At 39.7% G+C, this 14,667-nt stretch carries 12 protein-coding genes; 7 read left to right on the forward strand and 5 right to left on the reverse strand.

The features are described 5' to 3' along the window. Window positions 1-26 precede the first annotated feature (26 nt). Window positions 27-1,469, forward strand: coding sequence for a protein adenylyltransferase SelO (locus tag HJG58_RS06675; protein ID WP_170248333.1), 1,443 nt, complete (start codon window positions 27-29; stop codon window positions 1,467-1,469). Between the two features lie 71 nt (window positions 1,470-1,540). After that, entirely contained in the window at window positions 1,541-2,122 is a 582-nt protein-coding gene (locus tag HJG58_RS06680) for a L,D-transpeptidase family protein (protein WP_170248334.1), read from the forward strand. A gap of 69 nt (window positions 2,123-2,191) precedes the next feature. Here the strand turns inward: HJG58_RS06680 and HJG58_RS06685 are convergent, their stop codons facing one another. Next, on the reverse strand, window positions 2,192-2,878 hold the full coding sequence (locus tag HJG58_RS06685) for a response regulator (protein ID WP_002116101.1): 687 nt from the start codon (window positions 2,876-2,878) through the stop codon (window positions 2,192-2,194). 21 nt (window positions 2,879-2,899) lie between these two features. Next, the gene (gene baeS, locus HJG58_RS06690; RefSeq protein ID WP_170248335.1) at window positions 2,900-4,558 is read right to left on the reverse strand and encodes a sensor histidine kinase efflux regulator BaeS; all 1,659 of its coding nucleotides are present in this window, start codon (window positions 4,556-4,558) and stop codon (window positions 2,900-2,902) included. 146 nt (window positions 4,559-4,704) lie between these two features. On the opposite strand from baeS, the gene HJG58_RS06695 reads away from it, so the two are divergent. From HJG58_RS06695 to HJG58_RS06710, 4 genes are all read left to right on the forward strand, one after another. Continuing rightward, a complete protein-coding gene (locus tag HJG58_RS06695; RefSeq protein WP_170248336.1) occupies window positions 4,705-5,082 on the forward strand; it encodes a hypothetical protein in 378 nt (125 codons plus the stop codon). A 290-nt stretch (window positions 5,083-5,372) separates the two neighbouring features. Continuing rightward, entirely contained in the window at window positions 5,373-7,175 is a 1,803-nt protein-coding gene (locus tag HJG58_RS06700) for an acyl-CoA dehydrogenase C-terminal domain-containing protein (RefSeq protein ID WP_046811894.1), read from the forward strand. Window positions 7,176-7,342: 167 nt separating this feature from the next. Continuing rightward, the gene (locus HJG58_RS06705) at window positions 7,343-9,124 is read left to right on the forward strand and encodes an acyl-CoA dehydrogenase C-terminal domain-containing protein (protein WP_133481526.1); all 1,782 of its coding nucleotides are present in this window, start codon (window positions 7,343-7,345) and stop codon (window positions 9,122-9,124) included. A gap of 119 nt (window positions 9,125-9,243) precedes the next feature. Beyond that, window positions 9,244-9,726, forward strand: a complete 483-nt coding sequence (locus HJG58_RS06710; RefSeq protein ID WP_086265224.1) for a phosphate-starvation-inducible protein PsiE — start codon at window positions 9,244-9,246, stop codon at window positions 9,724-9,726. A gap of 38 nt (window positions 9,727-9,764) precedes the next feature. Here HJG58_RS06710 and HJG58_RS06715 read toward each other — a convergent pair whose 3' ends face one another. Then, window positions 9,765-10,148 carry an RcnB family protein gene (locus tag HJG58_RS06715; protein WP_002116024.1) on the reverse strand — a complete coding sequence of 128 codons (384 nt, stop codon included), beginning with the start codon at window positions 10,146-10,148 and terminating at the stop codon, window positions 9,765-9,767. Window positions 10,149-10,313: 165 nt separating this feature from the next. Between HJG58_RS06715 and HJG58_RS06720 the strand changes: the two genes are divergently transcribed. Next, complete coding sequence (locus tag HJG58_RS06720; protein WP_170248337.1) at window positions 10,314-10,760, forward strand: hypothetical protein; 447 nt, start codon at window positions 10,314-10,316, stop codon at window positions 10,758-10,760. Between the two features lie 195 nt (window positions 10,761-10,955). Here HJG58_RS06720 and HJG58_RS06725 read toward each other — a convergent pair whose 3' ends face one another. Continuing rightward, on the reverse strand, window positions 10,956-12,419 hold the full coding sequence (locus HJG58_RS06725; RefSeq protein WP_170248338.1) for a phospholipase D family protein: 1,464 nt from the start codon (window positions 12,417-12,419) through the stop codon (window positions 10,956-10,958). A 75-nt stretch (window positions 12,420-12,494) separates the two neighbouring features. Beyond that, window positions 12,495-14,570 carry a zinc piracy TonB-dependent receptor ZnuD gene (znuD, locus tag HJG58_RS06730; protein ID WP_170248339.1) on the reverse strand — a complete coding sequence of 692 codons (2,076 nt, stop codon included), beginning with the start codon at window positions 14,568-14,570 and terminating at the stop codon, window positions 12,495-12,497. Window positions 14,571-14,667: the final 97 nt, after the last annotated feature.

Genomic DNA, 14,667 nt, shown 5'->3' on the forward strand with positions numbered 1-14,667 from the left:
CCTGCTCTTTCTATTTTGCTAAGCCTATGCAGTTTAATCCGCTCTACCCTTCACTTCCGTCTAAATTATTTCATGTTCAGCAGCCATCACCTTTACGTGGTGCAAAAGTAGGACATTTTAACAGTGCTTTGGCTGATGAACTACAATGGTCAGAAGACGATAAAAATGCATGGGTTGAGATCTGTAGTGGACAGCGTACATTCCCTGAATTTCTACCTTTGGCAATGGTCTATGCTGGCCACCAATTTGGACAATGGGCAGGACAACTCGGCGATGGACGTGGCTTACTGATTGCGCAAATACTCAATACAAAGGGTCAAACCATCGATCTACACCTCAAAGGTGCAGGCCCTACCCCTTATTCAAGAATGGGAGATGGACGAGCAGTATTACGCTCTGTGGTACGTGAATATTTAGCCGGACATGCTTTAAATGCTTTAGGTGTCGCATCTAGTCATGCAGTCGGTTTCACAACCTCGACTCAAGGCGTACAGCGCGAAAAACTAGAGTTAGGCGCAATGCTACTCAGAACATCTGAATGTCATATCCGTTTAGGGCATTTTGAATGGATTAATCAATATGCGCCTGAATTGCTGTCAGAATTCACTCAAAAATGTATTGAATGGCATTATCCAGAATGCCTAGAAACCGAAAATCCAACTCTATCTTTTGCAAAAAAGGTGGTTGAGCGTACTGCGATCATGATTGCAAAATGGCAATTGGTTGGATTTGCTCATGGTGTGATGAATACTGATAACTTAAATATTACCGGCTCAACACTCGATTTTGGGCCATATGGTTTTATGGAGCGTTTCCGCCCCAACTGGATCAACAATCACTCAGATTACCAAGGTCGTTATACTTATCAAAATCAACCGAGTATAGGCCATTGGAACTTATGGACGTGGCTAAACAACTTAATTCCTCTCGCTGAATCTGAACAAAAAGATGAGTTCAAAGAAGAGTTAGCACGTTGCTTAGAACAATTTGAACCAATCTTTTTAGAACACTATGGACAAGGTTTATGTCAAAAAATGGGACTTCCTCATTTCCATAAAGACAGTCTTGATTGTAGTTTTGCGTTTTTAAGAATCTTACAAACTGAACAACTCGATTACACTCAAAGTTTTATTCGTCTTCAAAATAAAGAATTCAAAGCTTTACGAGATGATTGTCTTGATATTCGACAGTTTGATGAGTTTCTTAGCCAATATGAAAGCATTCGTGAACATCAAGATATTGATGAGCTGGATGCGAATATGCAAAAAGCAAATCCAGTTTATATTTTGCGTAATCACATGGCGCAGCGTGCTATTGAAGCAGCTGAACGAGATGATTTTAGTGAAGTAGATCGTTTATTTAAACTACTTAATCATCCTTACACAAGACAACCAGAGCTTGAGCAACCACAAGATTTAGGGCCGTTACCAAGTGATGTTCCAGATGTAGCAGTGAGCTGTTCGTCTTAATATTAAAAAACTAAACTCTCTTAAGTCATTCTCAACACTTAAGAGAGTTCATTGAGTATAAAAAATAATATATGAAAATTAGCCCCTTCATTATTTGCACACTTCTTATCATTCCACTGGGAATCGCTTTTTATAATTATGAAAAATATTTACCGACTTTTACGTCAAGTCATCAAGCACTCTCAAATGAAGAAATATTAGAACTCATAAAGACCAAGCAAGTTACCTCAATTGAAGTGTTTAAAAACCAACGCCTACTTCTACTTAAAAATAATGAAGAGGTAATTCGGCAATATCCGATTCGTCTCGGCTTTAATCCCAAAGGACATAAACACTTTAAAAATGATGGTAAAACACCAGAAGGGATTTATTCTATAGATTGGCGAAACTCACAAAGTGCTTACTATAAATCGCTGCATATTTCCTATCCCGATGCGAAAGATATTGCTTATGCCAAGCAACATAATCAACCAACGGGAGGAGATATCATGATTCATGGATCCGTTCCAAAATCATTAATATCGATGCCTTTTAGCTCGACTTATATGCCCCATAAGGATTGGACCTTAGGATGTATCGCTGTTAGAAATGTAGATATAGATGAAATTTGGCAATTAGTACCCAATCACACCAAGATTATAATTTATCCATAACTCTTTAAAACTATCCACATTTTCTGTGGATAACATTGTGGTTATCCACAGAATAACTTTTATGAAGACTTACTCTTCAGGATATTCAAAGCGATAACCTACACCATAAACTGCTTGAATCCACTCATGACGGTTACCAGTTTCAGCCGCTTCACTAATTTTTCGGCGCAAGTTTTTGATATGGCTGTCAATCACACGATCGGCAACATCAAAGCTATCTGGATTAATGTGATCTAATAATTGTGCACGTGAATAAACTTGCCCCACATGCTCTAAAAATAGCTCAAGTAAGCGAAATTCGGTTGGCGTTAAGCTCAACGATTTTTGTTGATACCAAATTCTTTGTTGTGCTTTATCAATTCGGAAAGAATCATTTTGCTCAGGCTCGGCCTTACGCTCTAAACGACGTAGCACAGCTTGTACACGAGCAACTAACTCTTTGGGACTAAATGGCTTACAGACATAATCATCAGCACCCATGTTAAGACCTAATACTCGGTCAATTTCTTCGGTGCGGGCCGTAACCATAATAATCGGTAAATCTGATTGTTCACGAACCTTACGGCAAATCGTTAAACCATCCATTCGTGGAACCATTAAGTCCAAAATCATCAAATTTGGTTTACGTTGCTGGAAGCTCGCATAGGCATCTTGACCATCATGAAACATACTTACTTCAAAACCGGCAGCTTCAAGATAATCACGCACCAAATGCGCTAATTCGACTTCATCTTCAACCAACATCACATGCTTCATGAGATATTTTTCCTTTTATATTTAACTCTGCTTTTTAAAAGTAAGTACACAACGTAAACCACCTAATGGTGAATGTTCAAAACTGAGTGTACCACCAAGTGCCTGCGCAATCTTACAAGACAAAGCTAAGCCCAGCCCTGTTCCACCTGTACTACGCGTACGCGAATCATCTACGCGATAGAAACGTTCACCTAAACGGGATAACTGCTCATCACTTAAACCAAACGGACTGTCATCCACATACAAAGTCCACTCTTGAGGAGTCTGACTTGTATGAATATGAATTTTGCCACCTGTTTCCGTGTAACGAATACTATTACTAATTAAATTAACAACAATCTGTTTAAACCGATCACGATCTAATAATAGCGGAGAACTTGTTCCTTCAACTTGAATTTCGAGACCAGCCTGCTCAAGTTTTGGTTTAAAGTTTTCAACTTCTTGTAATACTACTTCCCAAGGATTTACAGAACTCAAATAACACTTAAGCTGCTGAGCATCTGCCTGCGCTAAGTCTGCAAGATCTTGGGTCAATTTTTTCAGACTTGAAACCTGACGCATCATCGCATCTAAATGTTCTGGGGTTGCTTTTCGAATCCCGTCTTGCATCGCTTCAATTTGCGCTTGCAATACAGCCAAAGGAGTTTTTAACTCATGAGAAGTATCGGCCACCCATTGACGTCGTGACTCTTCATGCTGATGTAAAATCTCTGCCAAATGGTTCAATTGAGTTGATAAATCACCTAACTCATCATTTCGCTTAATGACTACTTGATGTTGATAATTTCCTTTGGTTAATTCATTGGTTGCATTTAATAAACGCTGAATTGGCTTTTTAAAATAAGTCGCCATTAACAGCGCTGCAACTAGACTTGATAGTAAAGTTAAAGCATAAATTAAGAGTAAATAACGCTTTTGATTACTAAAGAAATTAATACTCAAAGCATCTTCTTTATCTAAAACTGGCTTTAAACCTAAATATCCAACAACTTGATTGTTTAAGATAATCGGCCGAAATGACATCTGATCTGAAGAAGGCGGCTCACCTACAACAAACTGGTGCCGTGCATCATATAAAGATAAACGGGAACTCAAACCCAAACGGTCAGGCAAAGCAATAAAACGCTTCTTCCCATTTTGGGTTTCAATATCTTTTAAGCTCCCCTTCTTTGATTTATTTTTATCATCACTTGGGCGAAATTGGTTTGCACTTAAGGGGAATCTTAGCCCTTCAAAGGGTTGATATTGAGAAGGTAAATTTTGCTCAAGCGTTCTTAACTCTTCATCACTAAAAATAGTATTTTTATTGGTCGGTGCAACTTGCGGTGAAATATTAATAAGGGCATGTTCATCGAAAGAATGCTGCTGTATGGCAATATCATATTGTCGACGAAGCCACCACTGTGAGAGACGATCATAGTCGTCAGGAGCTGCGGTTCCTTCAATTTGTAAAATCTGTGCCTGAATCGCATTTCCCCAATCATGGTACACGGTATAGACATCACCCAGATTGGTAATGAGACGATCTAGCTTCTGCATTTCAACGTCAGCCACGTATTTGGCAAAGTTCTTTTGCATTGTCCAGTGCAAAACGCTCAAGCTTGCAGTCGCAATAAGCAATGTGGTGAACAAGACTGTCAAAAATAACCGTAATGCAATGGGAACACGTAGAACGTTCAAAAGCACTCTCTCATTTTTACCCTATATTTTGCATTGTAACCAACAACGAAAAGAAAAACTCTCCATTGTTTCTACATCTTTATTATCTAATCTTTATTATCTAATCTTTAACCCATCAGTAAACACAACATTAAAGGGCTTTAGATATGAAAATGACGGCAAAAATTGCATTATTCAGTGCGGCAATTGTAACAATGGGAAGTTTGGCTGCGTGTCAATCGACAACTCAACCACCTAAACCAGAGCGTGGAATGATGCAAGATGGCCCACGTGAGGGTCACCACCGTATGAAGCACCGTGAGTTCACTCCAGAACAAAAAGCTGCATGGGAACAGCGCCGCGCAGAACGTCAAGCTCGCTTTGAACAAATCCAAAAAGCATGTGATGGTAAAGCGAATGGACAAACAGTAAATGTTCAAGTTGGAGATAAGACACTTGAAGGTACTTGTAACCTTCGTTTTGAACCAAAGCGCCCTCAACCTCCAGTTAACGCTCCTGCTCCAGTACCAACTCCAGCAAAATAATTCTAAAATTATGAAACAAAAAGGCGCCTATAGGCGCCTTTTTGTTTATACATAACTGTTTACGATTTTGACTATTTGTATCATATAAACATAACCAAAAGTGTTTACACTCAAAGCACTTAGCTAGTTTAAGCATTTTTTTCTTGACTTTGCAGTCACAAAGTAAAGGTCCTGAGGTGCTTGTGCAGTTATGCAAGTTGTTGCACGATGTAATAGTCCAAGGTGCCTCATGGCACATTCTCATAGATTAAGATTATAACTCTGGTTTCACCAGTATTGAGGAACCCGATATGCCACAATACAAAGCGCCCTTACGTGATATGCAATTTGTTTTGCATGAATTATTAAATGCTGAAGAACACTATGCAAAATTACCTGATTTCCAAGGTAACGTAAGCCGTGAATTGGTTGATCAATATTTAGAAGCTGCTGCTGACTTCTGTGAAAATGAACTTTCTCCTTTAAACCAAGTTGGCGACCGCGAAGGTTGTACTTGGAATGATGGCGTAGTCACTACTCCAACAGGTTTTAAAGAAGCTTATCAAAAATATATTGAACTTGGCTTTCCGTCTTTATCAGCTGAAGAACAATACGGTGGTCAGGCCTTACCTAACTCTTTAGGTATTGCAATTTCTGAAATGGTAGGTAGCTCGAACTGGGCATGGGGCATGTACCCAGGCTTGTCTCACGGAGCTGTACGTACATTAGAACATCACGGTTCTGATGAACAAAAAAATACTTATTTACCAAACCTTGTTTCAGGTGTTTGGACAGGTACGATGTGCTTAACTGAGTCTCATGCAGGTTCAGATTTAGGTATTATCCGTACTAAAGCAGAACCAAATGCAGATGGTAGCTATGCAATCTCTGGCGAGAAAATCTTTATCTCTGCTGGTGAACATGACATGGCTGAGAACATCATCCATATCGTTCTTGCTCGCCTACCTGGCGCACCAAAAGGTACTAAAGGTATCTCATTATTCATCGTTCCTAAATTCAATGTAAATGCAGATGGAACTATTGGTGAACGTAATGCGGTACGTTGTGGTTCTATCGAACACAAAATGGGTATTCACGGTAACGCGACTTGTGTCATTAACTTTGACCAAGCTAAAGGTTACTTGATTGGACCTGAAAACCGTGGTTTGAACTGTATGTTCACCTTCATGAACACAGCACGTATTGGTACTGCGGTTCAAGGTTTAGCAGCGTCTGAATCATCTTTCCAAGGTGCGTTGACTTACGCGAAAGAACGTTTAGCAATGCGTTCACTTTCTGGTCCTAAAGCTCCTGAAAAAGAAGCAGATCCTATTATCGTTCACCCTGCTGTTCGTAACATGCTTTTAACTCAAAAAGCGTTTGCTGAAGGCGGTCGTGCTCTTGTTTACTTACTTGCTCAATACGCAGATATCGTTGAAAAAGGCGAAACTGAAGAAGAGCGTAAGTTTGCTGACAACATCTTGTCTTTATTGACTCCAATTGCTAAAGCATTCTTAACTGAAACAGGTTCTGAATCTGCTAAGCACGGTGTACAAGTCTTCGGTGGTCATGGCTTTATTTCTGAGCATGGCATGGAGCAAATCGTACGTGATACACGTATTGCTTGCTTATACGAAGGTACAACTGAAATTCAAGCACTTGATTTGTTAGGTCGTAAAGTATTGCAAACTCAAGGTGCAATGCTACGTGACTTCACTAAGATCATCCATAAATTCGTAGAAGCAAATAAAGACAACGCTGCTATGAAAGAATTTGTTGAACCGCTTGCGGCACTTAACAAAGAATGGGGCGACCTTACTATGCAAATCGGTATGCGTGCGATGCAAAACCCAGATGAAGTCGGTGCTGCTGCTGTAGATTACCTATACTTCGCAGGTTATATCACTTTAGCTTACCTATGGGCTCGTATGGCGCTTGTAGCACAAGAGAAATTGGCAGAAGGTACTACCGATGTTGACTTCTACAATGCGAAAGTAACTACTGCTCGTTTCTACTTCAAGAAAATCTTGCCACGTGTACGTTCTCACGTAGATGTGATCGCTGGTGGTCTAGATCCATTAATGTCATTAGACGCTGAACATTTCGCTTTCTAACCATAGTTAGTTGCGATATGCAATGTTAAAAAACAAAAAAGGACTGCTCAGTTTTGACGGTCCTTTTTTTATAAAATCAATGATAAATTTACACTTTAAATTCCATATCCATTTCGTTTTACAGGATATCTAGCACAGGCCAATGTGCACAAAAAAGGTGAACGATTATGCCAATTTACAATGCTCCTTTAGCTGATATGAAATTCATCTTAAATGATGTATTTAAAGCAGAACAATTTTGGCAGTCTAATGAGAAACTCGCTCATGTAGATGCTGCAACAGCTGAAGCAATTTTAGAAGAAATGGCTAAATTTGCTCAGAACGTGACTCATCCATTAAACCGTACCGGTGACGAAGAAGGTGCTCGCTATGAAAACGGCGAAGTATTCACACCAGCTGGTTTTAAAGATGCATTTCGTCAATATGCAGAAGGTGGTTGGATTGGCCTAGGTGCCGATGAAGAATGGGGCGGTCAAGGCATGCCAAAAATGCTCACCGTTCTTTCTGATGAAATGTTATTTGCGACTAACCCATCTTTCATGCTTTACCCGCTTCTTTCAGTGGGTGCAGGTATGGCTTTAAGCAGCTACGCATCTCAAGAACAAAAAGAAACTTATTTACCTAAGATTTATTCAGGTGAATGGTCAGGCACCATGTGCTTAACTGAGCCACATGCAGGTACTGACTTAGGTATTATCAAAACTAAAGCAGAACGTAATGAAGACGGTACTTATAACATTACTGGTACTAAAATCTTCATCACTGGCGGTGACAACGATTTAGCAGAAAACATCATTCACTTGGTACTTGCTAAAACTCCAGATGCCCCTGCTGGTTCCCGTGGTATCTCGTTATTTATCGTACCGAAATATCTTGTAAATGAAGATGGTTCTTTAGGCGACCGTAACCATGTTGGCCCAGGTTCAATTGAACATAAAATGGGTATCAAAGCATCTGCAACTTGTGTAATGAACTTTGATGGAGCTAAAGGTTACCTCGTTGGTAAAGAAAACGAAGGCCTTGCTGCAATGTTCGTGATGATGAACTACGAACGTTTATCAATGGGTATTCAAGGTTTAGGCGCATCTGAATTTGCATATCAAAATGCTGCTCAATACGCGACTGACCGTTTACAAGGTCGTAGTGCAGCTGGTGTTCAATCACCAAATAAACCTGCTGACAGCATTTTAGTGCACGGCGATGTACGTCGTATGTTGTTAAACGTACGTGCAAACAATGAAGCATCTCGTGCATTTGCAGTTTATGTAGGTCAACAACTCGATATTACTAAATTCTCAACTGATGCAGCAGCAGTGAAAAAAGCCAATGACCGCGTTGCGCTTTTAACTCCAATTGCAAAAGCTTACCTCACAGATACAGCATTCCAAGCGACTTTAGATGCTCAAATGGTATTTGGTGGCCACGGCTATATCCGTGAGTGGGGCATGGAACAATGTATTCGTGACCTTCGTATTGCTCAAATCTATGAGGGAACGAATGGTGTTCAATCACAAGACTTAATCGGTCGTAAAGTGATTAAGAATGGTGGTGCTTTCATCGCTGAATACATCTCTGAAATTCGTGACTTTGCAAATACATTAGATGCAGATTTGAACTTCATTAAAGATGCAACTTTAGATGCTGCAACTGAAATTGAAGCAATCACTCAGTTTATTATTGAGCAAGCTGCTGAAAATGTAGAGTTCCCGAACTCAGCTGCGGTTGATTATTTACATGCGGTTGGTTTACTCAGCTTCTCATATATGTTTGCAAAAATTGCTGCCGCTGCTAAAGATAAGTCTGGTGATTTCTATCAGAACAAACTTGCTTTGGCTCAGTACTTTGTTGAACGTATCTTGCCGGATATTGATGCGCGTATTGCTAAAATCAAAGCTGGTTCTGACTTAATTATGGGCTTTAGTGAAGATTACTTTACAAATCAAGCTTAATTAAGTTCTTCATAAAAACGCCTGAATAATCAGGCGTTTTTTATTTTATATTTACTATTTCCATTGGCACAAAATTTGTTTAATTTCTAAATATTATGAAGTAAACAAAAGATCTCATTATGCCTGATTCTAAAAAATACGAACGGATACTTGACCGCTTCGGACATTACGCCGTAGAAGCCTTCCATTATTTAGCCTTGTTTATTATCGGGTGTATGGTGGCATGGTCGGCAGCCAATACCGTTTTTGAAATTCTGACTGTCAAAAAGTACGCTTCAATTGATGATATTTTATTATTATTTATCTACTTGGAATTGGGAGCAATGGTTGGAATTTACTTTAAAACCAATCATATGCCTGTGCGCTTTCTTATTTATGTTGCAATTACAGCCTTAACCCGACTACTCATTTCAGATATTCAACATGATCATAAAGCGGATATCGATCAAGTCATTATTACTGGCTCAATTTTGATTTTAGCCCTATCTATTTTAGTCGTACGATTTGCGTCATGGCACTACCCATCAGTGATGAAAGAGAAACATGCAAAAACCTCAAATAATTTGAAAACCCCTCAACCGCAAGATGACGAGTTAGCATAGAAAAAGGCCTCAAAATAGAGGCCTTTGTTATTTTACTTTTAACGAACTCGATAAATGTTATGTCTTGAGTCTACTAATAAGTATTGATTAGGGGTTTTAACCCAATGGTATCCACGTGGTGGCGCATATAAACGGTGCGCTCTCCAGTCCGAAACATAATAGCGGCTATGGCGATATTGAGTAGGAATACGTTCACCACGTTTAAAAGCAACATAGTTACCATAATGCTTACCACGATCAGCATTTGACCAAACTGGCGCTCGATGATCATTACGATAATCATGACGGCGGTCATCACGATGCTCATATCGATCATAGTTTTTACCATGTTTATTGTCCCAACGATGACCTGAATCAGCCATCGCGGTAGCTGATATACCTAACATCAATGTTGAAAGTACAAGAACGATTGGCTTTTTCATGGCCTATTTCCTTTTAATCTTGATATGGAGCTAGATTAGAAGACAGTCGAGGAGAAACCATGAATAAAACAGCTTTGATTGCTAAACTTTGTAATGACTATAAAGAAAATATGAAGAATCTGTATCTGTGCTACCATTAGCATTTTTCAAACTAGGTCAATTGCTGTGTCTGAAATCAGTTTTGAGCGTCTTCATCAATTCTTTTGCAAAGTTCCAAGTGTACAAGAAGCCCGTATCATGGCTCATGGAGCAGACGGCGAACATGCTTGGTGGTTTAAGTTCAGTATTGATGTAGAACATCCGCTAGCATGGCAAACAGTTCAAGAATTAGGGCATGTTTTAAACTATCTATCGACGAACGAACGTCTACCGACTTTATTCTTCCCTGTTTCTCCACCACCTTATATGAATGGTGAAGCCAAAGATTTTTTATCGTGGATTATTCAGTGTAACCATCCTGAATTTAATCCAGATGTAGTCTGTGACTGGCTTGAGGCTCGTTTACCAAATCCTGTAGATGATGAGTCGCAGTGGAAAATTAAGACTGATTTGAGTGAAATAGAAAAACTTGATGATAAAGCGTTGGATCAATTGATTCCGCCTACACCTTAAATCGGACTTATAGCACAGCCTTTGCTTACAGTGATGTTCTCGTGTCTTTTGTATAGGCTAATACCTCACTTTTGAGAGGTCAAAAGTGACAAAAACCTTTGTTTCACTGATGTTGCTTCCCTGCAACACAGTGAAACGGCGACATCCATGCCGCCAATCATCTTGCTATTTTTTGGAAAACTCCAAAGATAGTGATTAAAAAGTCGACAACCCTGACCATTCCATAAAACGATAAATCCAATACTTCACTTTAGACTCATCTGCATACTTCGCATAATCCACACTCATCTGTCTATCTTTTAGGTTTGACCACGAGGTATTGAAGTAATCTTGTGCATCTTTAAAAACTTGATCTTGGACTTTGCCAATGACCAACATATCTGTTTCAAGGTTATAATTTTTTAAATTACGGGCCGTAAAGTTGGCAGATCCTACGATCAACTCAGCGTGTTGGGTATTATATTTTAAGATCATTTTGCTATGGTTCTGCTCGCCATGGGTATCACACCAACGGATTGGAATACCAGCAGCATGTAGCTCTGAAGCCACCTGACGGTTTGGAATACCATTCTTTTGTCTACCAAATGCATCTTTATTTGGATCGAGTAAAACACGAACAATAACACCTCGCTCTTGAGCATTTTTTAGTGCTTGAATAATCTTGCGTTCAGATAGATAGAACATACTTAAATCAAGATGCTCTTTCGGCTTCGCTGAGTTAATCAATTTCAATACAGATTCATAAATTGCGCCCTCAGTTAAAACTTGCACTTGAGGTTTAGTTACGTCTTTCTCAAAGTCACCTAAAATGAGCGATGGGGAGCTACTGCCTGACATTTGTGCAACTGCAGCTTCAGTTTGAAGAACATCAGCAGCTGTCGCCCCTGTTACAACCAACGCGACATTAGAGTGTCTAGAGCTGCCATCGTGTGGATTTGCTGAGGTCACCAATGACTTCCAACCAGCATCGGTATCAACAACAACTGTTTTACGGTGATTGGCCTTAAAATTAAATAAGTTTAAATAACTGCGCAGTGTAATTTTTTCATCACCGAATGGATTTGGTAACCAGCCCTTTTCAGGGTTATTGCCAATATTTTGACAGCAGATGTACCAGAAGCCTGACCAGAATGGGTTAGAAGCTCGCAAAGGGGCTAAATTCGTTTCAATCACATCAACACCTGCCTGACGTAACTGACGGTAATGTTCAGGGCTGATACCACCGTATACCGAGTTAATCGGGTCAGTAATCATAACGATCTGAATTTGGCGATTTTGTCTTTTCTTACTTACTAATGCATCTGTTAACTCTTGCATTAGTGGTCTTTGCTTCAGCTTTGAATCACCCACTTCTGAATTAAACAAGAACATATCCACCACAATCGTGGTTTTTGCCTCATCAATCATTTTCAAGATTTCATCAAAGATGTGCTGGTCAACCTGCTGTTGCCCTTTTGCATCAAGATAAGTTTTGTCTGCTAAAAATTTAACATCGGCATGTCTAAGCTTGCCACTAAAGTTAATCCCTTGTGGTAATGGTTTTACTGTGTGGTAAATCGCCGATGCAACATATGCAATAGCAACAACGCAAAGTAATACCGCCATATAACGACGCCCTGACCAATTTAACTTTTGATGAATTCGTTGAAAAATACGCATAAAAAAGACCTAACTTGATGGTTTCAAATTAGGTCTTTTGGCTTGATTTTTCAAGTTTAGTTTCGTGTTAAAGCCTTAGAAACTAAAATCAACACCCACAGTAAAATTACGTCCAACTTGTGGAATATTTGATAAGAATGAAGCATGTTGATAAACCGTGTCATCTAACAAGTTATTTGCTTTCATATAAACACGATAATTTGTTTTTGCACCATATTGTCCAGAGTATGCCACGCCAAGATTAAGCATGTTATAGCCTTCAGTTTCAGTCTCGTAAGCTGCGATCTTATCTTGGTTAAAGACATGATAGTACTCGGCAGAACCACTAAAACCATCGCCAAAGTCTGCATCAACTTTAGTACCTAAACGTCCCGCTGGAATACGTGGAGCGTTACCCTCTGCATCAATTTTACCACGTACATAGTCACCAAAAGCACTGATCTTGTACATTGGGGTAATTTGATAACCAATTTCACCCTCTGCACCATAGAAACGAGCTTTATCTTGAGTGTATTGAACTAAACGGAAGTCTTTATAACGATCAAGGGTTTGCGCATAGATGTAGTCATCAAACCAGTTATGGTAAACATGAAGATGATAATCGAGTTTGTCATTATCAAAATGCAAACCTAACTCAACATTATTCGATTTTTCCTTACTGAGTTGATCATTTCCTAACTCATAAGTATTCGTCGCAAAATGTCCACCATTTGCATATAACTCTTGAGCTAAAGGTAAACGTTCCTGATGTGAAGCGACAAAAGACAGTTTATAGTTCGGTGTAAACTCCCAATTCGCAGCACCTGCGTATGAGAATGCCGAACCATCAAAATCCTGTTTAGAATTATCGTCTACATCAATTTCTTGCTGATCTGCACGGGCAGAAAGCTCAAAATGTACATCTTTCCATTGTTTATGTTCTAAAGCAAATACGCTCCACTTTTTGGTAGTGGTCGGAGCCATAAATGCTTCTTCGCCAGTTAAATCCAATTTCTGTTGACCTAACTGTGCGCCAATTACCCCTTCCCAACTTGCAATCGGGTTATGTACTAACTCAATGCGTCCATCATAACCTTTGTTTTGGAATCGAGTCGCAATTGTGCCTTCTTCAATTTCGTCATGTTGATAGTCTGTATAGCTTGCTTGTGCACGTAACTTTTGGAAGCCTGCAAATGGCTCATTTAACTCGGTTTTAAAATCATAACGCTCAGACTTTAAATCAATCCATGGGCCGCCATGTTCGTGTTCATGTTCTTCATGGGCGTGAGCCTCTTCACCATCTTCATGTTCATGCTCATGTTCGTCACAATGCAAATGTGGTCTTCCGCCTAGATGAGCCTTACAATTTTCATATTCATGGCTATGGCCTGGTAAGCCATACTGGTCTCTGCGGTTGCTATAAGAAATACCTGTATAGCCACGGTCATAAATCCAAGACAAACCAACGTTAACTGAGTCACCCTGCGCAAAAGTATTGTCTACACGGCGCTCTTTTTCACCTTCATGAATATAATTGGGCGCAATATAATTATTCGCATCACGAGTTAACCCCTCAACACGTAAAGCAACTTGGCTGCCCAAGCCAACAGTTAGGCCAGCGCTCGCCAGTTTTTCATCACTTCCAGTGTTGTAACGTAAGCCAACTTGTCCTTCATAACCGTTTTCAGGCATTTGCGTAGGGATCTTGTTATCAATAACGTTGACTAAACCTCCGACAGTCCCCGCACCAAACAGTAAAGTTGAAGGGCCGCGAATTACTTCGACTTGTTTCGCAAGCACAGGATCTACAGTGACGGCGTGGTCAGGAGACAACGTCGAGACATCAATATTTTCTGATGAATTTTGAAGTACTTTAACGCGTGGTCCATCTTGTCCACGGATGACTGGACGACTTGAACCTGCCCCAAACTGATTCGCGTAAATTCCGACTTCACTACTGAGTGCATCCCCAATGGTAGCAGCGCCTTGCGACAGATGCTTTTGATCAACAACAGTATCCGCTACAGCAAAATCTTGTGAAGTTTGCTCAAGTGGATGAGCCTTAATTCGGATGGTTTCTAGCTTTTCAACATTTTCACTTTCTGCTGCAAACGAAGGTACGGATATGACAGCTAAAATGGATAAGGTCAAAATATTTTTATGGAACAACATGAGGTGATTCTCTGATCGCTACGCCTTTGTTTTGTTATATTATAACATTTCAGTCTTTTTGCAATAAAAAACATTTCTAATCAGATGATTCGTTAGA

This window comes from Acinetobacter geminorum (genome assembly GCF_013009345.1).
In the GTDB taxonomy this organism is placed as follows: domain Bacteria; phylum Pseudomonadota; class Gammaproteobacteria; order Pseudomonadales; family Moraxellaceae; genus Acinetobacter; species Acinetobacter geminorum.